At 72.7% G+C, this 25,545-nt stretch carries 23 protein-coding genes; 16 read left to right on the forward strand and 7 right to left on the reverse strand.

What is annotated here, in order from left to right; genetic code table 11:
• Positions 1 to 94: 94 nt before the first annotated feature.
• From IE108_RS27820 to IE108_RS27860, 9 genes are all read left to right on the forward strand, one after another.
• A complete protein-coding gene (locus IE108_RS27820; protein WP_229852443.1) occupies positions 95 to 847 on the forward strand; it encodes an endonuclease/exonuclease/phosphatase family protein in 753 nt (250 codons plus the stop codon).
• 51 nt (positions 848 to 898) lie between these two features.
• Positions 899 to 1,693, forward strand: coding sequence for an SAM-dependent methyltransferase (locus tag IE108_RS27825; RefSeq protein ID WP_064725953.1), 795 nt, complete (start codon positions 899 to 901; stop codon positions 1,691 to 1,693).
• Between the two features lie 46 nt (positions 1,694 to 1,739).
• On the forward strand, positions 1,740 to 2,519 hold the full coding sequence (locus IE108_RS27830; protein ID WP_064725952.1) for a class I SAM-dependent methyltransferase: 780 nt from the start codon (positions 1,740 to 1,742) through the stop codon (positions 2,517 to 2,519).
• Between the two features lie 42 nt (positions 2,520 to 2,561).
• Positions 2,562 to 3,101, forward strand: coding sequence for a 2'-5' RNA ligase family protein (locus tag IE108_RS27835; RefSeq protein WP_202545841.1), 540 nt, complete (start codon positions 2,562 to 2,564; stop codon positions 3,099 to 3,101).
• A 117-nt stretch (positions 3,102 to 3,218) separates the two neighbouring features.
• Positions 3,219 to 4,274: a PucR family transcriptional regulator gene (locus IE108_RS27840; protein WP_064725951.1), complete on the forward strand. Its 1,056-nt coding sequence runs from the start codon at positions 3,219 to 3,221 to the stop codon at positions 4,272 to 4,274.
• A 257-nt stretch (positions 4,275 to 4,531) separates the two neighbouring features.
• Positions 4,532 to 6,286, forward strand: coding sequence for a lysyl oxidase family protein (locus IE108_RS27845; protein WP_064725950.1), 1,755 nt, complete (start codon positions 4,532 to 4,534; stop codon positions 6,284 to 6,286).
• Positions 6,287 to 6,429: 143 nt separating this feature from the next.
• Complete coding sequence (locus IE108_RS27850) at positions 6,430 to 7,110, forward strand: HEAT repeat domain-containing protein (protein ID WP_064725949.1); 681 nt, start codon at positions 6,430 to 6,432, stop codon at positions 7,108 to 7,110.
• 6 nt (positions 7,111 to 7,116) lie between these two features.
• Complete coding sequence (locus IE108_RS27855) at positions 7,117 to 8,115, forward strand: MerR family transcriptional regulator (RefSeq protein ID WP_064725948.1); 999 nt, start codon at positions 7,117 to 7,119, stop codon at positions 8,113 to 8,115.
• Between the two features lie 66 nt (positions 8,116 to 8,181).
• Positions 8,182 to 9,456: a PP2C family protein-serine/threonine phosphatase gene (locus IE108_RS27860; protein ID WP_064725947.1), complete on the forward strand. Its 1,275-nt coding sequence runs from the start codon at positions 8,182 to 8,184 to the stop codon at positions 9,454 to 9,456.
• 111 nt (positions 9,457 to 9,567) lie between these two features.
• Here IE108_RS27860 and IE108_RS27865 read toward each other — a convergent pair whose 3' ends face one another.
• Positions 9,568 to 10,266 (reverse strand): DNA alkylation repair protein, encoded by a 699-nt coding sequence (locus IE108_RS27865; RefSeq protein WP_064725946.1) that lies wholly within the window; start codon positions 10,264 to 10,266, stop codon positions 9,568 to 9,570.
• Positions 10,267 to 10,619: 353 nt separating this feature from the next.
• Here IE108_RS27865 and IE108_RS27870 point away from each other — a divergent pair, with 353 nt between their 5' ends.
• Both IE108_RS27870 and IE108_RS27875 read left to right on the forward strand, forming a co-directional pair.
• A complete protein-coding gene (locus IE108_RS27870; RefSeq protein ID WP_064725945.1) occupies positions 10,620 to 11,294 on the forward strand; it encodes a DUF4232 domain-containing protein in 675 nt (224 codons plus the stop codon).
• Positions 11,295 to 11,508: 214 nt separating this feature from the next.
• A complete protein-coding gene (locus IE108_RS27875; protein WP_064725944.1) occupies positions 11,509 to 12,339 on the forward strand; it encodes a phosphotransferase in 831 nt (276 codons plus the stop codon).
• A gap of 11 nt (positions 12,340 to 12,350) precedes the next feature.
• Here IE108_RS27875 and IE108_RS27880 read toward each other — a convergent pair whose 3' ends face one another.
• On the reverse strand, positions 12,351 to 13,898 hold the full coding sequence (locus IE108_RS27880; protein WP_064725943.1) for an MFS transporter: 1,548 nt from the start codon (positions 13,896 to 13,898) through the stop codon (positions 12,351 to 12,353).
• 146 nt (positions 13,899 to 14,044) lie between these two features.
• Entirely contained in the window at positions 14,045 to 14,632 is a 588-nt protein-coding gene (locus tag IE108_RS27885; RefSeq protein ID WP_064725942.1) for a TetR/AcrR family transcriptional regulator, read from the reverse strand.
• A gap of 96 nt (positions 14,633 to 14,728) precedes the next feature.
• On the opposite strand from IE108_RS27885, the gene IE108_RS27890 reads away from it, so the two are divergent.
• Positions 14,729 to 15,772: an NAD(P)-dependent alcohol dehydrogenase gene (locus tag IE108_RS27890; RefSeq protein WP_064725941.1), complete on the forward strand. Its 1,044-nt coding sequence runs from the start codon at positions 14,729 to 14,731 to the stop codon at positions 15,770 to 15,772.
• 21 nt (positions 15,773 to 15,793) lie between these two features.
• Here IE108_RS27890 and IE108_RS27895 read toward each other — a convergent pair whose 3' ends face one another.
• Genes IE108_RS27895 through IE108_RS27910 form a run of 4 tightly spaced genes read right to left on the reverse strand, consistent with a single transcriptional unit; the run spans position 15,794 to position 20,870 of the window.
• On the reverse strand, positions 15,794 to 17,101 hold the full coding sequence (locus tag IE108_RS27895) for a glycoside hydrolase family 125 protein (protein ID WP_064725940.1): 1,308 nt from the start codon (positions 17,099 to 17,101) through the stop codon (positions 15,794 to 15,796).
• Between the two features lie 42 nt (positions 17,102 to 17,143).
• Positions 17,144 to 18,184: a LacI family DNA-binding transcriptional regulator gene (locus tag IE108_RS27900; RefSeq protein ID WP_064725939.1), complete on the reverse strand. Its 1,041-nt coding sequence runs from the start codon at positions 18,182 to 18,184 to the stop codon at positions 17,144 to 17,146.
• A 44-nt stretch (positions 18,185 to 18,228) separates the two neighbouring features.
• Positions 18,229 to 19,155, reverse strand: a complete 927-nt coding sequence (locus IE108_RS27905; RefSeq protein ID WP_079163384.1) for an ROK family protein — start codon at positions 19,153 to 19,155, stop codon at positions 18,229 to 18,231.
• Positions 19,152 to 20,870, reverse strand: a complete 1,719-nt coding sequence (locus IE108_RS27910) for a class I mannose-6-phosphate isomerase (RefSeq protein WP_079163383.1) — start codon at positions 20,868 to 20,870, stop codon at positions 19,152 to 19,154. Before IE108_RS27910 ends, IE108_RS27905 begins: the two co-directional genes overlap by 4 nt.
• A 303-nt stretch (positions 20,871 to 21,173) precedes the next feature.
• Here IE108_RS27910 and IE108_RS27915 point away from each other — a divergent pair, with 303 nt between their 5' ends.
• The 4 genes from IE108_RS27915 to IE108_RS27930 are packed head-to-tail and all read left to right on the forward strand — an operon-like array spanning position 21,174 to position 25,514.
• The gene (locus IE108_RS27915; RefSeq protein ID WP_064725938.1) at positions 21,174 to 22,487 is read left to right on the forward strand and encodes an ABC transporter substrate-binding protein; all 1,314 of its coding nucleotides are present in this window, start codon (positions 21,174 to 21,176) and stop codon (positions 22,485 to 22,487) included.
• Positions 22,484 to 23,443 (forward strand): carbohydrate ABC transporter permease, encoded by a 960-nt coding sequence (locus tag IE108_RS27920; protein ID WP_064725937.1) that lies wholly within the window; start codon positions 22,484 to 22,486, stop codon positions 23,441 to 23,443. The genes IE108_RS27915 and IE108_RS27920 overlap by 4 nt, the downstream gene beginning before the upstream one ends.
• Positions 23,440 to 24,261: a carbohydrate ABC transporter permease gene (locus IE108_RS27925; protein ID WP_064725936.1), complete on the forward strand. Its 822-nt coding sequence runs from the start codon at positions 23,440 to 23,442 to the stop codon at positions 24,259 to 24,261. The genes IE108_RS27920 and IE108_RS27925 overlap by 4 nt, the downstream gene beginning before the upstream one ends.
• Positions 24,262 to 24,308: 47 nt before the next feature.
• The gene (locus IE108_RS27930; protein ID WP_064725935.1) at positions 24,309 to 25,514 is read left to right on the forward strand and encodes a glycoside hydrolase family 76 protein; all 1,206 of its coding nucleotides are present in this window, start codon (positions 24,309 to 24,311) and stop codon (positions 25,512 to 25,514) included.
• Positions 25,515 to 25,545 lie beyond the last annotated feature (31 nt).

A 25,545-nucleotide genomic window follows, 5' to 3' on the forward strand; every position in this document is an offset into this window, starting at 1 on the left:
GCTCGCATGCGCCGCGGCCGTGGCGTGTCTGCTGCTGCTCGGCCCGAGCGCACCCGAAGGCCCCCCGTTCTCCAGGGCACTTCCCGTCGACGCCGTGACGGACGTCGTGCCGAACCGCGTCATGACGTGGAACCTCTGCAACCCCTGCGACGCGAGCAACGTCGACCGCGCGGCCGAGATCGCCACGTACGCGCCCCAGGTCGTGGGCATGCAGGAGGCGTGCGCGCGGGACGTCGAGAAGATCCGGGACTACCTGGAGGTCTTCTACGGCCTGCGCTACCACGTCGCCTACGGCTCGGTCCTGCAGAACTGGAGCCGCTGCGGCGGAGCGCCGTGGAACCCCGGTGGATTCGGGCAGGCGCTCCTGTCGGCGGCCCCGATGACGGACCGCGTCGAGGTGGAGTACCCCGAGGGCGGATCGGAGGACCGCGGCTACATGGCGGTCACCACGACCGTGGGCGGCCAATCCGTGCGGGTCTTCAACACGCACCTCGCCCAGCGGCGCCAGGAGGAGTTCCGCGAGGGCCAGACACGGGTGCTGGCGAAGGCCGTAGCCCGGAGCGAACGCGCCATCGTCCTCGGCGACTTCAACGCCGTACCGGACGCGCCGGAACTCTCCCGGATGTGGGCCCTGGCCACCGACACGGACCCCGCGTGCGGTCCCGCACCGGCCGCGGAGTGCGCGCCGACGACGGAGTGGCAGAGCAAGTTCGACTACGTCTTCCTGCGCGGCATCGCCCCGCTGCGGCACCGCGTGGTGCGGAGCGAGTACTCGGACCACTACCTGCTGCACACCGACGTGGACCCGACGCGCGCCGCGACGCGGGCCGCCCGTCCCGCCCGGTAACGGGAGCAAAGCGGTGGTGGGCGGGGCCCGTCGGGGGAGAGGATGGGGGCCATGACCGGAGAGACCTCCTCCATCGACAGCACCAGGCCCAGTATCGCCCGCGTCTACGACTACCTGCTCGGCGGCAAGGACAACTACGCCGTGGACCGGGAGATCGGGGACGTGTTCAAACGCGACCTGCCCGGATCGGTGGCGATCGCCTTCGCCAACCGCGCGGCGCTGGTCCGGGCGGTGCGGGAGATCGTGACGACCACCGGGATACGGCAGTTCATCGACCTGGGCAGCGGCCTGCCCACCGCCGACAACGTCCATCAGGTGGCACAGCGGCACGATCCGGACGCCAGGGTGGTGTACGTGGACACCGACCCCCAGGTCCTGGTCCACGGCCGGGCGCTGCTGGAGGAGAACGACAGGACGCGCGTCGTGCCGGTGGACGTCCGCGACCCCGAGGGGGTCCGCGCCCACCCGCACACCCGGGAGCTGATCGACTTCGACCGTCCCGTCGCCGTCATGTTCAGCGCCATCCTCCACCACGTCAACGACGAGGAGGACCCCGCGGGGATCGTCCGCTACTGGCGGGAACAGGTGCCCTGCGGCAGTCACTTCTTCGTCAGCCACTTCCGGTCCGGGAACAACCCGGAGACGACCGGGGCCGAGAAGGTCCTCCAGGGCACGTTCGGCCGCGGCCGGTGGCGCACCGACGAGGAGATCGCGGCCCTCCTGGACGGCCTCGAGATCCTCGAACCCGGAATAGTCCCCGCGTCCCTGTGGCACGCCGGCGCCAACCCCTGCGAGCCCACCGTGTGGGAGCGGCTGATCGCCGCCGGAATGGCCCGCAAGTCATGAGGCCGGTGGTCCGGCCGAGCCGCATCGGGCCGCGCGGAGCCGTTGCGTGAGAAACGGTGAACGGACCGCCCACGCCTCCTCGTTCGGTGCCGCGGCCGACGAGTACGCGGAGCACCGCCCGGACTACGCCCGAGCCGCTGTCGCCTGGGCGCTGGAACCCGCGCCGGGCCCGCGAGTGCTCGACCTCGGCGCCGGGACCGGCAAGCTGACCGCCAAGTTGGCCACCCTCGGCGCCGACCTCGTCGCGGTCGAACCCGACCCGGCGATGCTGGGCGAACTGCGCCGCTCGCTGCCGGACGTCCGCGCCCTGGCGGGGAGCGCCGAGGCGATCCCGCTGCCCGACGCCTCCGTCGACGCCGTACTGGCCGGCAACGCCATGCACTGGTTCGACATGGCCGTCGCGGGACCCGAGATCGCCAGGGTCCTCGCGCCCGGGGGAGTCCTGGCCGGCCTCTGGAACCTCCTGGACGACCGGACCGGGTGGGTCGCCGAACTCGCCCGGACCGCCGGGAGCGCCGCCGTCGGCCCGCGCGACACACCCGCCGCCTGGCGGATCGAGACGGCCGCCGTGCACCTGCCGTCGGATCCGGCCCGGGCCCGCTTCGGTTCACCGGAGCGGGCCGAGTTCCCGCACGGGCAGCGCCGGACCGCCGACTCCCTCGTCGCCACCCTCGGAACCCGCGCGGGGATGCTCGTGATGCCGGAACCGGAGCGCGCGGCCGCCCTGGGCCGCATCCGCGCGTTCCTCGCCGGCCGGGCGGAGACCGCACGCGGGGAGTTCACGCTGCCGATGCTGACGGGCGTGCTCCGCGTCCGGCGGCTGTGACACCGCCACCGGCGAGTCTGCCTCGGGAGAGGGGTACGGAGAATGACCCAGGTGGGGACGACGGCGGTGCTGACGCTGGTGCCGGACGCCGGACCGCTGCTCGACGCGGCGGCCCGCGTGGACCCGCGGGCCGTGCGGACGGGCGTGCCCGCGCACGCCGCGCTGCTCTACCCGTGGCTGGCCGCCGACGAGGTGGGCGAGCCCGAACTGCGCTTGCTGCGCACCGCGTTGCCCCCCGGCCCCCTCCGGATCCGGCTGGCGGCGGTCGAGCGCCGCGGTGGGTTCGTCGGCGTCCCCGTCCCCGAGCTGGACGCCGCGGCGACCGCCGTACGCAGGGCATTTCCGGCGCACGTCCCCTACGGCGGCCGGTTCGGCGCCGATCCGCCGGTCCACGTCACCGTGGCGCTGGACGCGGAGGCCGAGGCGGCGGGCGTCATCGCCGCCCGGACGGCCGCTCGACTCCCGATCGTCACGGAGGTCGACGCCTTCCACGTCGTCTCCCTGACACCCGCCGGCTGGCGGGCGCTCGCGGCGCTGCCGCTCGCCGACGACGGCCCGGGCATCGCGTGGACCGTAGGCTAAACTTGTTTAGCGAGCCTCACTGTTTCCACGGGCACGTTCCTGCCCGCCGAGCACGCACGGCCGGCTCCGCGCGTCCGCACCGGGAATCGGACACCACTCGACGGCGCGGAGGGACCTGTGACCGGACACGACACGCCCGCGGCGTTCCTCGACGGATTCGTGGCCCTTCTGGCCGAGGCCGCCGTCACCGGCCGCCGCCTCACCCGCGAGGAGCGCGCCGTACGCCGCGAACTGGGCGCACGCGCCGCCGCCTCCGGGCTCGGCTGGCGGGTCCTGGTCCGGGAGCACCTCGCGGCCGGCCGCGGAGCCCGGCCCGCCGAGGCCTCGCCCGACGACGTGCTCTCCGTCGTGGAACAGGCACTGGACGCCTTCGCCGAGGGTTACGAGAGCGCCCAGCGGCTGGTCATCCGCCAGGAGGAGGCCGCCCGGCGCGAGTTCATCGACGACCTGCTCCACGGGCGCGGTGACGCCGGACAACTCGCGGCACGTGCCGAGCGGTTCGGGCTGCGGCTCTCCCGCGACCACGCCGTGGCCGTCGCCGAGGGACCGGTCGCCTACGACGAGACCGATTCCGTCCCCCGGCGGGTGCAGGACGCCCTGTTCAGCCATTTCGAGAGCCGTCGCCTGCTGCTCACCACCAAGGACGGCCGGATGGTCTGCATCGCCCCCGGCGACCAGGGGGACGTGCTCACCCGCTTCGCCAAGCAGGCGCACGCCGCCACCGAGGGCGGCCAGGTCGCCCTCGGCCGCCCCCGCTCCGGCGCGATTGGGATTGGCCACAGCTACCAGGAGGCCCTCAACGCCCTGGACGTCGCCCACCGGATGGGCTTCGACGACCCGCTGCTGCGCGCCGCCGACCTGCTGGTCTTCCCCGTCCTCGCCCGCGACCGCACGGCCCTGGTGGACCTCGTGCGCGAGACGCTCAGCCCGCTGGAGCAGGCCCGCGGCGGAGCACAGCCCCTGCTCGACACGCTGAACGAGTACTTCGACGCGGGCTGCGTCGCCGCCGAGACCGCGCGCAGGCTCTCCCTGAGCGTCCGCGCCCTGACCTACCGCCTGGAACGCGTCCACACGCTGACCGGCGTCGACCCCACGGAACCCGTCCAGCGTTACATGCTGCAGACGTCGGTCATCGGCGCCCGCCTGCTCGACTGGCCCAGCCGGCCGCTGTGACGCGGCGGGGCCCCACCCGCCCGCGACCCCGCCCTCGCCATGCGCTCCAGCCGCGCGGTGTGTCACCGAGCGCCATATCAGAGACCTCGTCACCGAGTGGGCGATACCCGGGACTTCAGCCTGATTTCTTCTGGAACGGAGCGATCCGGCCAACCTGCGTGCCCGTTCATCGTCGCGGACAACCCGTCACCGGGTCCCCGCCTCTCACAGCGCGGACACAGCGAGTGCCCACCCGACACCCGGAGGACGAGGGATCGATGACCAGAACGCGCACCACCCGGCTGCGGCGTCCGCTGCTCGCCGGCACCACGGCCGTCGCCGCCATGGCCGTGACGGCAGGCCTCGTGGCCGCCACGTCGGAACCGGCGAAGGCGGCCACGGGACCCAAGCTGAGCCTCATCGCCGCGACCGGCTCGATCACCCTCACCTCCTGGAAGGAGGACCCGGGTGTCTACCTCGATCTCGGCACCTACCTCACCGCCGAGGGAACGCCGTTCGAGCTGAAGGCGACCCGGAAGTCCTACAAGGACCCGGTGACCGTCACCCAGACCGTGTACGAGGGCGGCAAGGCCAAGGCGAAGACACTGCCCAAGGGCACCGTGAAGGACTTCTCCGGGCTTCCCGGCTTCGCGGAGATCACCGTCACCGACAAGGCCGGCAAGAAGGTCCTCGGCCGGACCGAGGACTTCTGCCCCAACAACGCCAGCGGCCGCGTGAAGCCCGACGCGCCCGCCACCTCCAAGTATCCGGAGAGCTGCCCCACCAACCCGTTCACCCTCGGCTCGGTGTGGGGCGTGGAGAAGGGCTGGGCGGCCAACACCTACGCCGGCTCCTACACCGACACGGTCCAGCTGCCGGCCGGCACCTACACCGCCAAGGTCGGCGTCGCCAAGAAGTACCGCGACCTGTTCGGCATCGCCGACAAGCCCGCCACGGTGAAGGTGACCGTGCAGGAGCGCAGTTACGAGGACGAGGAGGGCGCCGCCCAGCCCGCCCCCGCGGCCGCGTCGGCCGGGCGGCACGCCGGGCACGGTGCCGCCCACCAGGCCCCTGCCGCGCACGCGGGCCACGGCCCGGGACACGCCCCGGCCCCCGCCGAGGCCGGCGCGCCGGTCACCAGCGGAGCGAGCCCGTCGTACAACGTGGGCCACGGCCCGCTCAAGGCCGCTCCGCCCGCCCTGCCCTGGGCCCTGAAGAAGCAGCAGGCCGCCCGCTCGATGCGGGTCGGTGACACGGGCGGCCAGACCGACGGCTCGCGCAAGGCACCCGCCCTCCAGCCGCTCGCCAAGCGGCCCGCGGGCAAGCCCGCCGTACCCGACGTCCCCAAGCCCGACCTGCGCTCGCTGCCGGCCTACGGCATCGTCATCAGCGACGGCGAGAAGAACGTCCCCGGCAAGGACTACCTGGCCTTCAGCGCCAACGTCTGGAACGCCGGCCCGGCACAGCTCGTGGTGGACGGCTTCCGCTCGCCCGGCAAGGCCAAGATGGACGCCTACCAGTACTTCTACGACGCCAAGGGCAAGCAGGTCGGCTACACCCCGACCGGCACCATGGAGTGGGACCCGCGTCCGGGCCACGTGCACTGGCACTTCACCGACTTCGCCAGCTACCGGCTGCTGAAGGCGGACAAGAAGGAGGCCGTGCGCAGCGGCAAGGAGGCCTTCTGCCTCGCCAACACCGACGCGATCGACTACACGGTGAAGAACGCCAACTGGCACCCCTTCAACACCGACCTCGCCACCGCCTGCGGCGAGGAGAACTCGATCTCGGTCCGCGAGGTCCTGGACGTCGGCTCCGGCGACACCTACACCCAGGACCTGCCCGGCCAGTCCTTCGACATCACCGACGTGCCCAACGGCACGTACTACATCCAGGTGCTGGCCAACCCGGAGAAGCGCCTGAAGGAGACCAGCACCGACAACAACAGCGCCCTGCGCAAGATCGTGCTGGGCGGCAAGCCCGACGCGCGCACGGTGACCGTGCCACCGCACGACCTGGTGAACGCCAACTGACCGCCCACCGCGGACACCCCTGACGGAGACCAGGACGCCGACGGCCGCGCACAGTGGCCGTCGGCGTCCGCCTTCTTGATCGCGGCCCCCTTGACCTTGACACCGTGACAAGGCCTTCACTGCTCGCCAGGGAGGTGGTCACGATGACGGCCACGCAACAGGAAGACTCCGACGTCGTCCGGACGCTCCGGACGCTGGAGGACGACCGCTCGTCGGTGCGGCTGCGGGCCGCCCTGGCGGCGGGCACGGCACCCGACCCGCGCTTCGTCGGCAAGCTCGTCGAGCGGTGCGGCGTCGAGCCCGACTTCTTCGTACGCGACATGCTGACCTGGGCGCTCACCCGGCACCCGGTCTCGGTGACACTGCCCGTGCTGGTCCGCGAGGTCCGCTCCGAGCACGCGAGGGCGAGGAGCCAGGCGCTGCACACGCTGTCCAAGGTCGGAGACCGGCGGGCCTGGCCGGCCGTCACGGAGGCGCTGCTGTCCGACCCCGACGACGAGGTGGCGCGCAGCGCCTGGCGGGCCGCCGCCGTACTCGTACCGGTGGGGGAGGAGCCCGCGCTGGCGCGGAGCCTGGTGACCCAGCTCGGCCGCGGCGGGCGGGAGACGCAGCTCAGCCTCAGCCGGGCGCTGGTCGCCCTCGGCGAGGAGGTGGTGCCCGCAGTGCGCGCGGCCGCGACGGGCGCCGACCCCCTCGTGCGGGCGCACGCGCTCGCCACCGAGCGGCTGCTGCGGGATCCCGACACCGGCTTCGGCCACGCGATCGAGGAGGCGAAGCGCGTGGTGGCCCTCGGCCCCGACGCCGGCGACGCCCATGGGGGATGATGGGACGTGTTGATCGGTGAGGTGGCGCGACGGTCCGGGGTCAGTGCCCGCATGCTCCGGCACTACGAGTCGCTGGGCCTGGTCAGCCCCTCCGGCCGGACCGGCTCCGGATACCGGGAGTACTCGGGCCGGGACATCAGGCGGATCTTCCACATCGAGAGCCTGCGGTCACTCGGGCTGTCGCTGCGGGAGATCGGCCGGGCGCTCGACGACCCCGGCTTCACGCCCGCGCAGCTCGTCGGCGACCTCGTCCGGCGCACCCACGAACGCGTCGCGGCCGAGACCGAGCTGCTCGCCCGGCTGTCCCGGATCGACGCAGCCGGCCCCGCGGACTGGGAGGACGTGCTCCAGATCGTGGCGCTCCTGCAGGCACTGGGGTCGAAGAGCCCCGACGCCCGCCAGCGCGCCGCACTCTCCTCCGGCGAGGAGGTGCCGGTGCCGGTGGAGGCCCTGGTCGAGGCGGTCCTGACCGAGACGGACACCAACGTCGCCGGAGCCCTGCGCTGGGCGCTGGCACGGTCGGGGGAGCGGAGCCCGGCGCTCCTGGCCCGGGCCCTCGGGGCGCCGGAGGCCGCGGTGCGCGAGCGCGCCGTGCGGTGCCTGGCCGCGATGCCGGGCGACGACGCCACCGAGCACCTGCGGCGCGCTCTCGACGCACCCGACGCCGTGGTACGCGGGTGCGCGGCGCCCGCGCTCGGGACGCGCGGCGTGACCGACGCGGTCCCCGAGCTGGTCGACATGATCGTCGACGGGCGCAACGACACCGACGCCGCGGACGCGCTCGCCGTGCTGGCCGCCGATCCCGCGTCGGCCGACGCCGTCGCCGGCCGGCTCGTCGCCCGTCTCACCGAGGGCGCCACCGGACCCGGGGCGCGCGGCCGCCTGACCCAGGCGCTCGCGGGCGTGCCCGGCGCGAGGGCGAGACGCGCGCTGGAGGAGCTGTCCCGGGACGAGGACCGTGCCGTCGCCCTCACCGCCGTGTACCTGCTCCGGCTGCGCGAGTGACCACGCGCTGCCGCCCCGCGACGGCGTGCGGCTCCGGGACCGCCTACGTACATTGGAGAGGTGGGTGTGACTCCTGAGCCACCGTGGACGGGGCATGTCGACTACGCGGCACTCTTCGCCGCGACCCCCAGTCCCTACCTGGTGGTCGACCGCAACCTGATGATCGTGAGCGTCAACGCGGCCTACTCCCGGGCGACCGGCCGGGCCGCCGAGGACCTGCTCGGCCGGTACCTCTTCGACGCGGTCCCCGAGAACCCGGCCGTCTCGGAGTCCGACGGGGCCCGCAAGGTCTCCGCCTCCCTGCGGCGCGTGCTGGCCACGGGCCGGCCGGAGAGCATGGCGATCCAGCGGTACGACATCCCCAGCACCGCCCACCCCGGGGGCTTCGAGGAACGCTGGTGGTCGCCGGTGAACACCCCGGTCCTCGACGCCGAGGGCGAGGTCGCCTGGATCATCCACCGGGTCGAGGACGTGACCGCCTTCATCCGCGACCGCCGGCACTGGCGCCGCACCACCGCCGACGACCCGGGCCCGGCGGACGCCGGGATGGAGGCCGGCATCGAGGCCGAGCTGTACGCGCGGGCCAAGGAACTGGAGCGGCTCAACGAGGAGTTGCGGCAGGCGCACGCCCGGGAGCGGCAGGTGGCGATCACACTCCAGGAGGCCATGCTGCGCTCGCCCGACCTCGCCCGGCACTCCGACGTGGCGGTGCGCTACCTGCCGGCCATCGGCTCACTGAACGTGTGCGGCGACTGGTACGACGCCGTCGACCTGTCCGACGGGCGCTTCTTCGTCGCCGTCGGGGACGTGGTCGGCCACGGCCTGGAGGCGGCCACCGTCATGGGGATGCTGCGCAGCGCGCTGTCGGCGGCCAGCCGCACCGTCCCAGGACCCGCCCAGGCGCTGGAGGTGCTGGGCCTGTACGCGCGCTCGGTGGAGGGCGCCCTCGCCGCGACCGCCGTCACCGCCCTGGTGGACACCCGCTCCCAGCTGATCATCTACTCCAGCGCCGGGCACCCGCCGCCGGTCCTGATGCGCGCCGACGGCAGCTGCCACCTGCTGGACCAGGCCATCGACCCGCCGCTCGGCGCCCGGCCCACCCATGTGCCGCGTCCGCAGGCCGGCATCGCCTACCAGCCCGGCGACATCCTCGTCCTCTACACCGACGGTCTCGTCGAACGCCGGGACGAGGACATCGACGTCAGCCTGCGCCGCCTGACCGACACCCTGCGCGACTGCCTCGGCCTGGACCCCGAGCGCCTCGCCGACGTACTCCTGGAGAGCCTCGGCGTCAGCCACGGCGCCCGGGACGACATCGCGCTGGTGGCCGTGGGGCTGTGAGGTGGGTGCGTCGCACGGTGCGGCGAGAGCGGGTGCCGGGCGTCGTGGGGGCGTCGTACGTTGGACTCCAGCAGGCACCATCGGGCTGGCGGGGGACTTCGCGGACACGGCCTAGCCCCGGCGCACGAACCTAACCCGCAGCTCCGGCGCCATGCGTTCGGTCGCGTGGCGCACGGTGATCCGGGGCAGCCCGGGGGCGTGCCGGTCGAGGAAGTCGGCCAGCGCCCGCTCGTCGTGGCGCCCGATCTCCCTGAGCATCCACCCCAGCGCCTTGTGGATGAGCGGCTCGGGATCCCGGCGGAGCGCGACGACCAGCGAGAACGTCGGCCCGTACCGGCCGGCGCGGATCAGTGTCAGCGTGGCCACGACGGCGATCCGCCGCTCCCAGAGGGAAGTCGAGGCCGCCAGCCGTTCCAGGACGCCCGGCGGTTCGTCCAGGAGCCAGGTCCCCAGGACGACCGGCGCGGACCCGTCGACCAAGTCCCAGTTGTCCACACGGTCGGTGTGCGCGAGGTAGAAGTCCGCCAGCTTCCCGCGTGCCGCGCGGTCGGGGGCGAGGCGCATCTGTTCGGCGAGCACGAGGAGCGCGACGAAGCGTTCCTCGTGGACGCGGCTGCTCAGCAGGTCCGCCACCTCCACCGACCGCAATCCGCGGTGGGACCGCGCGAGCCCGCGCAGCACCGGCACCCGTACGCCGAGCAGTTCGTCGTCCGCCGCGGGGCTGAGCACCCGTTCCAGCTGCGTGCGCACCTTCGGTTCGGCAAGCTCCCGCAGTTCCGACCGCAATCGTTCCAGTGAGGAGGACGTCATGGGCCCGGACGCTAGCGCGCTTCGGGCGGGCCGGCCCCGGGGGCACCCCGGCCGGGGCGGCGCGGGTCAAGATCCGCCGGGTCACAGGTCTGTCCCGGCGGAGGGCGACGGCGACCGGGCACGCGGCGGAGTCCGTTCGCCGGGCTCGGGGCGCTCGCTGCGGGGCGTGGCACCGCCCTGGCGATGCGGCTGCGGTGCGACGCCGGTCAGGTGCGTGTAACAGGAATGTCCTCGGCGCGGGTCGGGCGGAACGCACTGCCGGTCGGGGCACCTCCTCCACAGCACAGACGCCGGTACGGCAACCACTCGTACCGGCGGGTCGGCCCTCCCAACCGATACCGAGGAAGTCAACGATGCGCGTTCACAAGCTCACCTTCGCCGCCCTCGCCGTAGTGGCCGGCCTCTCGCTCACGGCCTGCCAGAACGACGACGCAGCCGGGCAGAGCGACCAGTCGGCCGCGGCCGGCGAGGCGTCCGCGAACGGCGGCTCGGGCTCGAGTGAAGACTCGCAGCAGGGCGGCGGGGAGGAATCCGCCGGGGCGAGCGCCGACGGGCAGGAGGCGGCCGGCGGCTCGGCCACCGGGTCGGGCTCCGGCGAGCACGGCAAGGCCGGCAAGTGCCGGACCGACGAGCTGAAGTTCAAGGCGATCGACTCCACCATCGACGGCGACACCAACGGCACCGTCGCCGTCGAGCTGACCAACGGCGGCGGCCGGGAGTGCTCGATCTCCGGGTACGCGGGCGTCGACCTGAAGACCGCCTCCGGCACCCTGTCCGCCAAGCGCAGCGGCGACCCGGTCGTCCCGGGCACCCTGAAGGACGGCGAGTCGGTGGCCTTCGGCATCCAGTACCCGATCAACGACTCGGGCGGCTCGGGCGTGCGGATCACCGGTCTCGTGGTGACCCCGCCGGACGAGACCAAGTCCGTCACCCTCGACTGGCCGGGCGCGGCCACGCTCCCCGTCACGGACGGCACCGGATCCCCCGTCGAGGTCGGGCCGATCGGCAGCGCCGGACAGGGCGGCTGACCGAATCTCCCGGGCGGGCGGCCCCGCCCTCGACTACTGTCGGAGCGCCGCGAGCAGTCGCCGCGGTGATGTCGCCCGGCGGCACCCATGAGCCGGGCCGCGCCCGCGAGTCGGACGGCACCCATGAGCCGGGCAGCGCCCGCGAGCCGGGCGGCGCCGACGAGCCGGCCGCGCACCGGAGCCGGGCGGCATTGCGGGAGAGGAGCGCCGACACGTGCGGGAGCCGGAGGCACGGCGGGCGGTGGCCGCGGCCAGGACCACCGCCTCGTCACTCGGCCTGGCCGTCGACGCGGCGGCCGTACTCCACGACTCGAACAAGCTCACCCTGCGCCTGCTGCCCAGCGACGTCCTGGCCCGGGTGGCACCCGCGACGGAGCACGTCTCGGAGTTCGAGGTCGACCTGGCCCGGCGGTTCGCGGCGGCCGGATGCCCCGTCGCCTCCCTGGACCCCCGCGTGGAGCCGGTCGTCCACGAGCGGGACGGCTTCGTGATCACGCTGTGGACCTACTACGAGCCCGTGCCGCCCCAGCAACTCCCGCCCGTGGACTACGCCGACGCGCTCAAGCGGTTGCACCTCGGCCTGCGCCGGGTCGACGCCCCGGCGCCGCACTTCACTGACCGGGTCGAGCAGGCCGAGCGACTGGTGGCGGACCGCGAACGCACCCCGGCACTCAACGACGCCGACCGCGAGCTGCTAGGCGGCACCCTGCGAACCCTGAAGCGCACGGTCCGCGAACGCGGCGCCGCGGACCAGCTGCTCCACGGTGAGCCGCATCCGGGCAACGTCCTCACCACCCGGCACGGACCGCTCTTCATCGACCTGGAGACGTGCTGCCGCGGCCCAGTCGAGTTCGACCTGGCCCACGCCCCCGAGGAGGTGGGCGGGCACTATCCGGGCGTGGACCGGGAGTTGCTGCGGGACTGCCGGCTCCTCGTACTGGCGATGATCACCACGTGGCGCTGGGACCGGCACGACCGGTTCCCGGACGGTCTCCGGCTCGGAAGGCAGTGGCTCGACCGGATCCGCGCGGAGACCGACCGCTGAGGCGCGGCGTGTCATGGTTCGCCGGACCGGTCGTTGCCCTGCAGGCGTTCGAGGTCCGACGCGCGTACCTGGATCACGAACAGCGCGATGACGGCGGCCAGTCCGGCCATGATCGCGGCCACGACGAACGCCGCGCTGACGCCCGCGGTCAGCACCTGGTCGCCCCAGATGCCCGGCAACTCCCCGGTGCGCTGCGCCCGCGCCTTCTCCTCGGGCGTCGCCTGGGAGAGGAAGCCCGGGAGCAGTGAATCGGCCTTGTTGCGGCTCGCGGTGCCGAACGTGGTCACGAGGATGGACAGCCCGAGTGAACCACCCACCTGCTGAGTCGCGTTGAGCACCCCGGACGCCGCCCCCGACTCCCGCTCCGCCACTCCGGAGACGGCCATCAGCGTGAGCGAGACGAACTCCATGCCCATGCCGAAACCGAAGATCAGCATCGGCCCCAGCACGCTGCCGGCGTAGGTGCTGTCGATGTCGGTGAGCGTCAGCCAGGACAGGCCGGCCGCCGCGAGCAGTCCGCCGGCCACCATGAACGGCTTGGGGCCCGTCCTCGGCAGCAGCTGCGACGCGAGACCCGCGCCGACCGCGATCACGGCGCTCACCGGCAGGAAGGCGAGGCCGGCCTCCAACGGACCGAACCCCAGCACGTTCTGCACGTACAGGGTCAGGAAGAAGAACATGCCGAAGATGGCCGCGGACAGGCTGAGCATCATCGCGTACGTGCCGGCCCGGTTGCGGTCGCGGAACATCCGCAGCGGCGTGATCGGCTGCCGGGACCGCCGCTCCACCATGAGGAACGACACCAGCAGCACGACGGCGACGGCGAAGGCGACCAGGGTGACCGTGTCCCCCCAGCCGTCCTCGGACGCCCGGATGAACCCGTACACCAGCGAGACCATCCCGAGCGTCGAGGTCAGGGCGCCGGTGATGTCGAAACGGCCCGGCCGGCGCTGCGACTCGCGGATGTACCGCGGCGTCGCCAGCGCGATCAGCAGGCCGATCGGCACGTTCACGAAGAAGATCCAGCGCCAGTCGAGCCACTCCACGAGCATCCCGCCCGCGAGCAGTCCGACGGCACCGCCGCCCGCCGACACCGCGGCGAACACCCCGAACGCGCGGTTGCGTTCGGGGCCCTCGGTGAACGTCGTCGCGATCAGTGCCAGTGCCGTCGGGGAGGCGATGGCGCCGCCCATGCCCTGGAGCGACCGCGCGGCGAGCAGTTCCCACGGGTTCTGCGCCAGGCCGCAGAGCAGCGAGGCGCCCACGAACAGCAGCACTCCGATGATGAACATCCGCCTTCGGCCCAGGATGTCCCCGGACCGGCCGCCGAGCAGCAGCAGCCCGCCGAAGGTGAGGGTGTAGGCGTTGACCACCCACGACAGCCCCTCGGTGGAGAATCCGAGCGAGGTCTGGATGTGGGGGAGGGCGATGTTCACGATGGTGATGTCGAGGACCACCATCAGCTGACAGGAGGCGATGACCAGCAGTGCCACGCCTTTGCCGCGCTTTCGTCGCGGCTCGGTGATCGAATCGGCCGGGACAGGCTGAGGGTTCGACATGTGCGTCCCCTATGGCGAGGGCCTGAGGGCGGGCTGCGCGAGCCCCACTCGACGACCGTAAGCCCACATCCTGGACTGCACCAATCGGGTGACTCCGAACCGCCCGTGCGGACAGCCGAATCGGCCTCAGGGCGGTCCCGCACCGGTCAGGGCGACATCACCGCGCGGCGGACCGTCTCGCGCAGCAGCGTCCGCCGGCTCTCGTGCAGCTCCGCCGGTTCGTCGGCCGTCGCCGCGTAGACGTTGCTCACCGGCGACCAGGCCATCGACATGGCGATGACCACGGCCATGATGTCGAACGGCTCGCCCGGCCGCACCACGCCCGCCTCCTGGGCCTCGGCGATGGCGCGCAGCTTGTGGTCGTCGTGGCGCTCGTGGTCGGCGACCAGGGGGCCGGCCGGGCGGCGCTCCAGACGGGCCCAGGTGGCGAGGCGGATGAGGTCGGGACGGCGCAGGTACTCGTCGTACAGGCGCACCGCCCAGTCGGCAAGGTCCCGCGCGTCGATGGGCACCACCTCGACGATGCGGTCGAGTGAGCCCAGGAAGATCGCGTCGAACAGCTTCTCCTTGTTGCCGAAGTACGCGTACAGCTGCGCCTTGTTCGTCGAGGCGGCGGCGACGATCCGTTCGACCCGGGCGCCGGCGATGCCGTGCTCGGCGAACTCCTTGGTGGCCGTCTCGACGATGCGCTGGTAGGTGGCCTCGCCACGGGCGGTCAGGGGCTGGTCGGGCATGCCGGCAGCCTAGCAAACAGACCAGTCTGTTTGACCGCCCGAACGGGTCGCCGTACGGTGAATAGACCGAACAGTCTGTTGTTTGAGGAGGCGGTCATGCGGAGCACCACCGGCTGGCGGGCGGACGCGGCGGGCACGCTGCGGCGCGCGGCCCTGAGCCGTCGAGAGCTGCGAGCGGACGACGTCGCCGTGCGCGTGGACTACTGCGGCGTCTGCCACAGCGACCTGCACGCCCTGCGGTCCCACGCGTCCGGACCCGGGAGGGCGCTGGTCCCCGGGCACGAGTTCACCGGCGTGGTCACGGCCGTCGGCCCGGAGGTCACCGCGTTCGCCCCGGGAGATCCCGTGGCGGTGGGCAACATCGTCGACTCCTGCGGCGAGTGCGCCATGTGCCGCGCCGGGCAGGAGAATTTCTGCCGGTCCTTCCCGACGCTCACCTACGGCGGCGCCGACCGCGTCGACGGCACGACGACGCTCGGGGGCTGGTCCCGCGAGTACGTCGTCCGCGACCGCTTCGCGTACCGCCTCCCCGACGGTCTGGACCCGGCCGCGGCGGCGCCGCTGCTCTGTGCCGGGGTCACGGTGTGGGAGCCGCTCGCGGCACTCGGCGTCGGCACCGGCAGCCGCGTGGCCGTGGTCGGGCTCGGCGGCCTCGGGCACCTCGCCGTGAAGCTGGCGGTGGCCCTCGGCGCCCGCGTCGCGGTCGTCAGCCGTTCCGCGGACAAGGCGCGGGACGCCCGGTCCCTGGGCGCGGACACGCTGATCGTGTCGACCGACCCGGAGGACATGGCGGCACACCGGGACGGCTTCGACACGGTCGTGGACACCGTCTCGGCCCCCCACGACCTGGCCCCGTACCTGTCCCTGGTGGCCATGGACGGCACTCTCGTCGAGCTGGGCCACCTGGGTCCGGTGACCGTGGACATGATGGACCTGCTCATCGGGCGCAAGAAGATCGCGTCGGCCGGCAGCGGCGGACGCCCCGCGACCGCCGCGATGCTGGACTTCTGCGCCGAGCACGGCATCACCGCCGACATCGAACTGCTGCCCTCGGCGGAGGTGAACACGGCGTTGGAGCGCCTGGGCCGCAACGACGTGCGGTACCGCTTCGTCCTGGACCTGGCGGACCTCGACGCGTAGTGGCCGCCTCCGTCGACCGACTCAGCGTGGGGTGGAGTCCCACAGCGGACGGGTGCCGGCCCGCGCGACGTCCAGCGCGAGTTCGGCGTACATGGCGTTGGCCCAGGAGAACCACGGGCGGGTGAACCGCCCGGGGTCGTCCTTGTGGAAGGACTCGTGCATCTGCCCCGTGCCCGCGTCGGTCGCCAGCAGCGTCCTGAGGGCGGCGACGCGCTCCGCGCGGGACGTACCGGTCAGGCCCCGCACGGCGATGGCGATGGGCCAGACGTGCTCGTCCGGTGTGTGCGGGCTGCCGATGCCCTCGGCCGCGGAGCCCCGGTACCAGGTGGGGTTGGCCGGTGAGAGCACGAACCGCCGCGTGGCGAGGTACACGGGGTCGGTGGGGGAGACGTTCGCGACGAGGGGGAGCGACAGCAGTCCGGGCATGTTGGCGTCGTCCATCAGCAGCGCGTTTCCCAGCCCGTCCACCTCGTACGCGTAGATCAGGCCGAACTCGGGGTGGCGCACGGTGCCGTGCCGCAGCGTGGCCGCCCGCAGCTCCGCCGCCAGCCGGGCCGCGCTGACGGTGAGCTCCAAGTCCGATGCCGCACCGGCCAGTTCGGCGACGCCGTCGAGTGCGGCCGCGGCACACAGGTTGGCGGGGACGTTGTATCCGTAGCGGCAGGCGTCGTCGCTGGGGCGGAAGCCGCTCCAGGTCATCCCGGTCCGGCCGACGGGAGTTCCCCGCCCCTCTCCGGCCAGCGTGTCGCCCGGTGGGCAGTCGCGGCGGCGGAAGCGGTACGGGGAGAGACCCTCGTGGTCCTGCTCCCTGCGCCACACCTCGATGACCGTGCGAGCGGTCCGCAGGGCCCCGGCCAGGTGGTCGGTCCTGCCGGTCGCCGCCCAGAAGCGGTGGGCCAGCAGGAGGGGGAAGGCGAGGGAGTCCACCTCGTACTTCTCCTCCCACACCCAGGGGTTCGCGCACAGGTCGTCCGGGTCGTGGGCGTGCCCGTCCGGTTCGGCGTTGAAGGCGTTGGCGTACGGATCGAGCGCGATGTACCGGAACTGGCGCCGCAGCACGGCCAGGAGGAGTTCCTGAAGACCGGTGTCCTCTTGGAGGAGTGCCAGGTAGGGCATCATCTGCGTGGAGGAGTCGCGCAGCCACATGGCGGGGATGTCGCCGGTCACGACGAAGGCGGTGCCGTCGGGCAGGGCGCGGATGGTGCGGGCCAGGGTGTCGTCCAGGCAGCGCACCAGCGTCTCCCCGAGACGCGGGTCGCCGAGGTCGTCGAGGCACCGGACGGCGCGCTCGACGACCGGATGGTCCTTGACGCTGGTGGGAAAGCCCATGGGTCGGCCTCTCGGCGGTCTGCCCGCCGAACGCCCGGGGAATCAGGCGCCGGTGGGTGCTTGGCCCGGCCCGTCCCCGGAGGGGGCGCCGTGGCGGATGACATGGGTGGGCACGGTGACACGCCGGGAGGCCGGCGGCTCGCCGTCGCGGTGTTCGAGGCGGTCGACCAGCAGCCGCGCGGCCTGGCGGCCGATCTCGTCGGCGTCGTACGAGACGAGGGTCAGCGGCAGCCCGAGGACGTCGGACAGGTCGAAGTTGTCGAAGCCGGCCACCGGCAGGGTGGTGCCCGCCTTGTACAGCGCCCGGATGGCGCCTTGGCTGATGCGGTTGTTGGTGCAGAACAGCGCGGTGGGCGGATCGGGCTGCCCGAGCAGGTCGAGGGTCGCCCGCTCCGCCGTCGCCGAGTCGGTCAGGCCCTGGCGGATGAGGGTGCCGTCGGGCTCGATGCCGACCTCTTCGTGTGCCGCCCAGAACCCGCGCAGGCGTTCGGCGCCGGTGTACAGCGCGGGCGGGTTGCCGAGGAAGGCGACGCGGGTGTGGCCGTCCGCCAGGAGGCAGGCGGTGGCTTCGCGGGCACCGTGGAAGTCCTCGACCAGGACGCAGTCCGTGTCCAGTCCCGCGGGCGGCCGGGCGGCGAAGACGACCGGCACGTGCCGCATGGCCGCGGCCAGGTGCTGCTGGCGGCTGCCGGCGGGGACGACGATCAGGCCCTCGACCTGGTGGTCGACGAGTCCGTCGACGAGTTCGGGTTCCCGGTCGGCCTGTTCACCGGAGTTGCTGAGCACCACGCGCAGGCCGTGCTCCGTCGCGACCTCCTGGACGCCCAGGGCCAGGCGCGAGTAGAAGGGGTTGGCGAGATTGGTGACGACGAGGCCGATCATGCCGCTGCCGCCGAGGCGGAGACTGCGCGCGGTCTGGTTGCGGCGGTAGCCGAGCCGGTCGACCGCCGCGAAGACCCGCTCACGGGTCGCCTCCGACACGCCGGGGTCGTTCTTGAGCACGCGTGACACGGTCATGGCGCTGACCTGCGCGAGCTTGCCGACGTCGTGCATGGTCGGCACGCTGCCCCGGCGAGCGGTCATGGCCCTGCCCCTTCCTCCGTCTTCCCGCGCCCGTGCCGCGGTCCTCATGGCGCGTCCGGTGCGCCCTGCGCCCAGCGGGCGGCCCCGAGCAGGGGAGCCTCCTCGGGCCGCCGGGCCGGTACGACGGGGACGTCCGGTCCGCCGGCCGAGGTCAGCCCCGTGGTGAGCGCGGGGTGGACCAGGTCCCACGACCGGGCCATCGACCCTCCGACGACCACCGCGGTGGCCCCGAAGCGGGATGTCCACGGAGCCAGGGCCCGGCCGAGCGCGTCGAAAGCGTAGCGGAAGGCCTGTGCCGCGGCGGTGTCGCCCGCCCTGGCGCGGGCCGCTATCTCACGGACGTCGGGGGCCTCTTCGCCGCTCGGTCCGCCGAGGGCGGCGTAGCGGGCGCGGATGCCGCGGCGGGAGACGGTGTCCTCCAGCGGGCGGCCGTGCACCGTCAGCCGGTGCACATGCCCGCCTGGCGGGACGAGGGGGCCGGCGTGGACCGGCCGGCCAAAGGACAGGAAGGAAGACCCCACGCCCGTGCCCAGGGTCAGGCAGACGGCGCGGTCGTGGCCCGCCGCGGCGCCCCCGCCGTACTCCCCGACGGCGAACGCGTCGGCGTCGTTGAGGAAGCGGAGCCGCGCGGACCGGCCGGCCAGCCGCTCACGCAGACCGGCCCCGACGTCGACGCCGGCCAGGGACTCGAACTTCCCCACGCCGGTGAAGCGGCCGATGCCGCTCGCGTAGTCGAAGGGGCCGGGCATCGCCACTCCCCACTGCGGGCCGTGCCCGTCCGGCAGTCCCGAGGCCGCCTCGGCGATGGTGTCGAGGATGTCGTCGGCTCCCGCCCGTGCGCTCAGCGGCCTGCGGACCACGGTGTACGGGAGCGCGCGGCCCTCGGCGAGGTCCACGAGCGCCGCGGTGACGTGGGTGCCGCCGATGTCGAGCACCGGCACCGGGGCCGGTCCCGCGGCCGTCCCGGTCACGGCTCGACCACCAGCGCCTTGACGACCCGCACCTCACCCGGGCCGAGCGCCCGGACACGGTAGGGACCGACGGAGGCGGGGACCGTGAGCGTCTCCGCGAAGGCCAGGGTGTGCGAGTGGCCGTCGCGGGTCTCGACGACGACGCCCTCGCCCGCGGCGACGTTGAGGATGTGGAAGCGGCCCGCGGTGTCGTCGGCCATGTCGCGGCCTTCCGCCACGACGAGGCGGTGCACCGCGTAGAACATCTCCGGCAGTGCGCCGACGACCTCCTCGCGCCAGCCGTCTCCGGCGCGCAGGGTACGCGGCTGCTGGACGAGGTCCTTCGTGACGTCGCCCCCGCGCCGCTCGGTGTCCAGGTTGGCGAAGCCGTGCTCGTAGGGCAGCGGCCGGGACGCGCCCGCCGCGTCCTTGCGCAGCCAGTCGTACAGCCGCAGGGAGTAGAGGTAGGGGGTCGCGCTGACTTCGAGTACGAGGTTGCCCGCGCCCGAGGCGTGCGGTGTGCCCGCCGGGATCATGAACAGCTGGCCCACCGTCGCCGGGTGCGACTGGACGTGGTCCTCGACGGGCATCGGGTCGCCGTGCGCGATGGAGTCCTCCACCTGGCGCCGCATCGTGCCGACGTCCGCGTCCTCGGTGAGACCGAGCAGCACCCGGGCGCCGTCCTGGCTCGCGGTGACGTAGTACGTCTCGTGCTGGGTGTACGGCCAGCCGAAGACGTCCTTCATGTAGCGCTCGCGCGGGTGGAGATGGAGCGACAGATTGCCGCCGCCCATGGTGTCCAGGTAGTCGAACCGGATCGGGAACGACGTACCGAACCGGCGGTGCACGTCCTCGCCGAGCATGTCCACGGGGTGCTCGACGCACAGCAGTTGGAAGGGCACCTCGACCTGGGCGCCGTCCTTCTCCCCGACGAGGACCCCGGCCTCGGGCGCGATCAGCTCGTAGCCGAGGGCCGTGTTGCCGGCCTGCGGGGTGAAGCCCAGCTCGCTCGCCGCCCACTGGCCGCCCCAGGGAGTGGAGTTGAAGTAGGGGCGGGTGCGCACGGGCCGCCGGGCCAGGTGCGCGAGGGTGCCGCGCAGCGCGGTGCCGTCCAGGGAGGCGGGGCCTGCCGGGTCCTGGACGTCGATCCACCGGTCGACGCGTCCCGCGATCGCGTCGCGGTGCCGGTCGAGCACGGGCCAGTCGGTGTAGAACAGCCGCACCAGGTCGCCGGGGACGCCGGGACGCCCCAGGTTGACGCCGACGGGCAGCGCGCCCTTCGACACGGCCGCCTCGGCGTAGCGCTTCGGCAGGTCCGCGTACCACAGCAGGTCGGGATTGCTGAGCGAGGCGCCGGGCCCGAAGACCACCACCACGCCGTCCCGCTCCGGCCGCTCGGGGAGGGGAGGGGTGTCGAAGAGGTCCGCGACCTCCGCCGTGGACAGCGGGGTGAAGAACGGGTCGTCGGCGGGGACGGGAGCGGCCGCCGTCCGGTCGCCGGCCGACTCCGCGTAGTGGTCGCGGACGTCGAGCAGGTCCACCGGGCGGCCCGCTGAGCGCAGGGCTGCGGCAAGGCCGTCGGCGAGCGCGGTCCAGTCGAGGGCCGCGGGACCGTCGACCGCCAGCACCAGTGGGCCGGGCGGCAGGTCTGCGACCGTGGCCGGCCAGCCGGCCACCACCTCTCCGGCGACCGGCCGGTAGCTGGGGAGGGGGTCGTACGAACGGGACGCGGGCACATCTGCTCCTTACTCGGCTCCACGGTCGAGTTAACGATAACAACATGCGGCCGAAGATGTCCATGGTCGTGCAGTGCGCCTCTTCCCCGCACTCATACGCCTTTGAAGTGCTGTTTTTATGGGCCGCTGTTCTCGATCGGATTCTTTTCGGTTCAAGGTCTTGCTACTCACGGAATGGTGTCGTTAACCTCCACGCAACACACCCCTGGGCAGCCCCGGAAGATCTCGTCTGTCTCCGGCGTCGAACGCGCCCTGTGATTCACATCCGGCCATGCAGGTGGCCCGATTCGGTGAAGGTGATCAATGTCAGCATCGGGCAGGACCAGCAGCGCGGCCGTCGCGCTCGCGCGGCGCCGCTTCCTCGCCGGAGTGGCCGCCGGCGCGGCCGCCGTGACGGCCGGAGGCTGCGCGCGGGGAGCGAGCACGTCCGCGCAGCCGGGAACCACGAGCATTTCCAACGACAACGCCACCTGGGACGACGGCTACCGGGCGGCCGGCCGTGAACTGGAGAAGATCACGGGCTATTCGCTCAGGCCGCTGTCGAACCCCTCGGTCACCTCCTACCAGCAGGTCGTGCAGATGACGCTGCAGACCTCGAAGTCCTCCGACCTCGTCAAGTGGTCCTCCGGCTACCAGCTCAAGCGGCTGGCGCGGGCGGGCGGCCTCACCGACCTGACGCCCGTCTGGGAGGCCTGCGCGGCCCGGGGCTGGGTGCGCGGCACGACGCGGGAGGCCGTCTCCTACCGCGGCACGGCCTACGGGATCCCGCTGTACGAGTCCTACTACGTGCTCTTCCACAGCAAGCCCGTCTTCGCGAAGCTGGGCCTGTCCGCCCCGCGCACCTGGGACGAGCTGCTGCACTGCGCCGAGGTCCTCAAGCGCAACGGCGTCACCCCGTTCCTCGCCAGCCAGGTGGGCGGCTGGCCGGCCATCGAGTGGTTCCAGGAGCTGGTCAGCAAGGTCGATCCGGACTTCTACCGGCGACTGGTGGCGGGCGAGGCCTCCTACACCGACGACCCCGCCCGACAAGCGATGGACATCTGGCACGACTTCATGCGCCGGGGCTGGATGACCTCACCCGACTTCGACCAGGCCCGCGGTCCCGGCGCCCTGAAGGAGGGCACGGTGGGCATGTTCCTGCACGGCACCTGGCAGGCGTCCGGCATGTCGGCGGCCGGTATGAAACCCGGCGCCGACTACGGCGCCTTCATCCTCCCGGCGGTGCGCGGCACGACGCCGAAGAGCGTCATCGCCGAGTCGGGGGTCTTCGCGGTGCCCAGCCGCGCCTCCTCGCACGAGGCGGCGATGGCCAACGTCGGGGCCTGGCTCCACCCGGCCGTCCAGCGGGTCTGGAGCGACTTCCTCCAGGACAGCTCCGCCAATCCGGGGGTGCGCGCGGGCAACCCGGTGGTGGCCGAACTCCAGCGGGACATCGCCCGCAACCGCCGGCAGACCCTGGTCCGCTACTGGGAGTCCGGCCCGCCCAGCCTCATCCAGGGCAACACCAACGACCTCGGCGGCTTCATGGCCGGGCAGACCTCACCGGCCACCACGCTGCGCAGGATGCAGGAACGAGCGGGCGACGAATGGGCGGCCTGGAAGCGAGACGAGGCATGAGCACTTCCACGACCGACCGGCCGCCCACCGCGGCGGGCGAACCGGCGGGCGATCCCCGCAACGCGCCGCGGCGCACCCCACTCGCACCCGGGCGGCGGAACACGCGCGAGCGCCTGGCGGCCGGCGGCTTCATGGCACCGGCCGTCCTCCTGGTCACGCTGTTCCTGCTCGCCCCCTTCGTGTGGACCGTCCACCGCAGCTTCTTCAGCGACACGCGGACCTCACCGTTCAGCTGGTTCGAGAACTACACCCTGTTCGCGTCCGACCCGGCCCTGTCCCGCTCCATCCAGAACACGCTGCTGTGGGTGGTCGGCACGGTGGTGCTCCCGTTCGTGCTCGGGCTGGCCATCGCCTGCATGACCGACTCCAGCCGCCTCTCCCGGCTCGCGCGGCTGTGCGTCGTACTGCCCTACGCGCTGTCGGGCTCCGCGGTGGCGGTGGTCTGGAACTTCATGCTCACCACCGACGGCGCCGTCAACCAGGTCCTGACCGGCCTCGGACTCGACTCCGTCGCCCAGGGCTGGCTGCTGACCTGGCCCGGCAACACCCTCGTGATGATCGTCGCCAACGCCTGGCAGGCCACCGGCGTCGCCGTCATCCTCTTCCTCGTCGGCCTGCAGTCCATCCCGCCCGAGACCCTGGAGGCCGGCTCCCTGGACGGCGCCACCGGCTGGCAGCAGTTCCGGCACATCGTCCTGCCCCAGCTCCGCCCGGTGTCGATCATCGTGATCGGCATGAGCCTCGTGAACGGGCTGAAGTCCTTCGACCTGATCTGGGTGCTCACCCAGGGCGGCCCCGGCCGTGCCACCGAGACCCTCGCCGTGTCCATGTACAACGAGACCTTCCTGGAACTGCGGCCCGGCGCCGGAGCGGCGATCGCGGTCGTGCTCACCGTGATCGTGCTGGCGGCCTCCTGGCTCTACCTGCGCCGCCAACTCGACGTGAAAGGCGTATGAGGATGTCCCCCGGTCGAGTTCTGCGCAACGCCGTCATCGCGGCACTGGCCCTGCTGTGGCTGGTCCCCACCTGGCTGCTCGTCGTCAACGCCCTCGTGCCCGCGTCGAGTTACTCCGGCAGCCCGCACTGGCTGCCCCGGGAGTTCGGGCTCTTCGACAACATGTCCCAGGCCTGGGACAGGGCCAACCTCGGCCCGGCCCTCGGCAACAGCCTCCTGTACTCCGTGACCAGCGCCACCGCCGCCGCCGTGATCGCCGGCTTCGCCGCCTTCGCCACCGTCGTCATGCCCGTCAGACGGCAGGCACTCTGGTTCTGGGTGATCTACTCCGGCACCCTGCTGCCCCTCCAGGTCTTCATCAGGCCGCTGTTCCTGTCCTACGCGCACACCTCGCTCTACGACACCCAGGTCGGCCTGGTGCTCCTCTACACGGCGATCGCGGTGCCGTTCGCGTTCTTCGTCATGCGCAACTACGCCCTCACGCTCCCGCGCGAGGTCGTGGAGGCCGCCCGTATGGACGGCGCCTCCTGGTGGCGCGTGTTCTGGCAGATCCACGTCCCGCTGACCCGGTCCGCCATGATCGCCGTGTTCGTGTTCCAGTTCGTCGCCGTCTGGAACGACCTGATGTTCGGCATCACCATGGTCACCAGCCGCAACATCCGGCCCGTCATGGCCGCACTCGCCGACCTGCAGGGCAACTACTCCAACGTCGGACCGCCCATCGTGCTGGCCGGCGCCCTCCTGGTCTCGCTGCCCACCGTGGTGCTGTTCTTCTCCGCCCAGCGCTTCTTCGTCAGCAGTCTCAGGATCCACCGCTGACCCCGCACGCCCTCTCCGCCCTCCCACTGCCGCGAAGGGACACCCCCATGCTGAGATCGCTGCTCACCCGCGCCACGGTCCCCGTCGTCTGCGCCGGACTCCTGTGGACCGCCGCCCCCGCCCACGCCGAGCCCGCCGCCCGCGTCCGCCCGGTGCCCTCCGACACCTGGGCCGACCGCGCCACCGACGCCTACCGCGCACTCCAGCACCACCTGTACGAGGGCCCCGACCACCACGGGCTGTACCTGGAGCACACACCCCGCCAGGCCGGCGACCCGGCCCACTCCTACCTGTGGCCCTTCCGGGAGGCCGCCCAGGCGGCCGTCGACATGCAGGAACTGCCTCGAACCGGCGTCGCCTACCGCCGGGACGCGGCCGAGCGGCTGGAGACCGCCGAACACTACTTCACCCCCGGCGACCGCCCCGGCTACGAGTCGTACCTGCCCGCACCCCTGGGCACCGGCGGCGACGTCTACTACGACGACAACGCCGTGGTCGCCCTCACTCAGCTCGACCAGTACGAGGCCACCGGCGACCCCCGCCTCCTGGAGCGGGCCGAACAGGTCGTCCCCGTCGTCTCCCGCGCCTGGGACGACGACACCGCCAAGGCCTGCCCCGGCGGCATGGACTGGTACGACTCACCCGGCAACACCATCCGGGCCACCAACGTCACCGCCCTCTCCGCCCAGCTCGCCGCCCGGCTCTACGAACACACCCGCGACCCCGGGCACCTCGCCAAGGCCCGGCAGTGGTACGGCTGGGTGTACGACTGCATGCGCAAGGCGCCCGGCCTCTACGTCAACGACCGCAACGACGACGGCGGCACGAACGAGACACTGTGGACCTACAACTCGGGCGCCATGATCGGCACCGCCACCGCCCTCTACCGCGGCACCGGCGACGCCGGCTACCTGGACAAGGCGCTGGACGACGCCCGCGGCTCCCTGGCGTACTGGACCGAGGGCAGCCGCCTGCACGACCAGCCGGCCGTCTTCAACGCCTTCTACTTCAAGGACCTCCTCGACCTGGACGCCGTCCGCCCCGACCCCGCCTACCTGCGGGCCATGAGCACGTACGCCGACGGCACCTACGCGTCCAACCGCGACGACAGCACCGGCCTGTTCCGGTTCCAGCCGTCCAACGGCGGCGACTACGACCCCGCCGCGCCGGCCGCGACCCTCAACCAGTCGGCCATGGTCCAGATCTTCGCCACCCTCGCCGACGCCACCCACGAGCGCCGCCGGCATTCCTGACACCCGCCACCTTCCTCCCTCGCAAAGGACA

The organism is Streptomyces parvulus, from assembly GCF_014648855.1.
GTDB lineage: Bacteria > Actinomycetota > Actinomycetes > Streptomycetales > Streptomycetaceae > Streptomyces > Streptomyces parvulus.

What these genes read in the sequence shown, in the direction of transcription:
- IE108_RS27885 (WP_064725942.1), bottom strand. Translation starts at nt 14,632, where the DNA reads ATGCCCGACCAGCCCCTGACCGCCCGTGGCGAGGCCACCTACCAGCGC.
- IE108_RS27925 (WP_064725936.1), top strand. Translation starts at nt 23,440, where the DNA reads ATGAGGATGTCCCCCGGTCGAGTTCTGCGCAACGCCGTCATCGCGGCA.
- IE108_RS27930 (WP_064725935.1), top strand. Translation starts at nt 24,309, where the DNA reads ATGCTGAGATCGCTGCTCACCCGCGCCACGGTCCCCGTCGTCTGCGCC.
- IE108_RS27870 (WP_064725945.1), top strand. Translation starts at nt 10,620, where the DNA reads ATGCGCGTTCACAAGCTCACCTTCGCCGCCCTCGCCGTAGTGGCCGGC.
- IE108_RS27920 (WP_064725937.1), top strand. Translation starts at nt 22,484, where the DNA reads ATGAGCACTTCCACGACCGACCGGCCGCCCACCGCGGCGGGCGAACCG.
- IE108_RS27850 (WP_064725949.1), top strand. Translation starts at nt 6,430, where the DNA reads ATGACGGCCACGCAACAGGAAGACTCCGACGTCGTCCGGACGCTCCGG.
- IE108_RS27895 (WP_064725940.1), bottom strand. Translation starts at nt 17,101, where the DNA reads ATGGGCTTTCCCACCAGCGTCAAGGACCATCCGGTCGTCGAGCGCGCC.
- IE108_RS27890 (WP_064725941.1), top strand. Translation starts at nt 14,729, where the DNA reads ATGCGGAGCACCACCGGCTGGCGGGCGGACGCGGCGGGCACGCTGCGG.
- IE108_RS27880 (WP_064725943.1), bottom strand. Translation starts at nt 13,898, where the DNA reads ATGTCGAACCCTCAGCCTGTCCCGGCCGATTCGATCACCGAGCCGCGA.
- IE108_RS27915 (WP_064725938.1), top strand. Translation starts at nt 21,174, where the DNA reads ATGTCAGCATCGGGCAGGACCAGCAGCGCGGCCGTCGCGCTCGCGCGG.
- IE108_RS27835 (WP_202545841.1), top strand. Translation starts at nt 2,562, where the DNA reads ATGACCCAGGTGGGGACGACGGCGGTGCTGACGCTGGTGCCGGACGCC.
- IE108_RS27900 (WP_064725939.1), bottom strand. Translation starts at nt 18,184, where the DNA reads ATGACCGCTCGCCGGGGCAGCGTGCCGACCATGCACGACGTCGGCAAG.
- IE108_RS27825 (WP_064725953.1), top strand. Translation starts at nt 899, where the DNA reads ATGACCGGAGAGACCTCCTCCATCGACAGCACCAGGCCCAGTATCGCC.
- IE108_RS27865 (WP_064725946.1), bottom strand. Translation starts at nt 10,266, where the DNA reads ATGACGTCCTCCTCACTGGAACGATTGCGGTCGGAACTGCGGGAGCTT.
- IE108_RS27845 (WP_064725950.1), top strand. Translation starts at nt 4,532, where the DNA reads ATGACCAGAACGCGCACCACCCGGCTGCGGCGTCCGCTGCTCGCCGGC.